At 47.6% G+C, this 250-nt stretch carries 1 protein-coding gene; it reads left to right on the top strand.

Annotation, left to right across the window (positions count from 1 at the left end; all coding sequences use genetic code 11):
* The coding region (locus tag ACODJP_RS14380; protein WP_422482662.1) for an Lrp/AsnC ligand binding domain-containing protein at window positions 1-250 on the top strand (250 nt) is incomplete at both ends.

Genomic DNA, 250 nt, shown 5'->3' with positions numbered 1-250 from the left:
GAGATTACTCTGAATCGTGGTGCGCCAGATGTGTTTGAGCAATTTAACGCCGCAGTACAAAAACTTGAAGAAATTCAAGAGTGTCACTTGGTATCCGGTGATTTTGACTATCTGTTGAAAACCCGCGTACCGGACATGTCAGCGTATCGTAAATTGCTGGGCGAAACCCTGCTGCGCCTGCCGGGCGTAAACGACACCCGTACCTACGTGGTTATGGAAGAAGTCAAGCAGAGTAATCATCTGGTAATCA

Origin of the sequence: Pleomorphochaeta sp. DL1XJH-081 (genome assembly GCF_049310885.1) — a bacterium.
Lineage (GTDB): Bacteria > Spirochaetota > Spirochaetia > Sphaerochaetales > Sphaerochaetaceae > CAYZJV01.
Note: the sequence above shows the minus strand (reverse complement) of the source record. Positions and strands in the feature narration are given on the sequence as shown.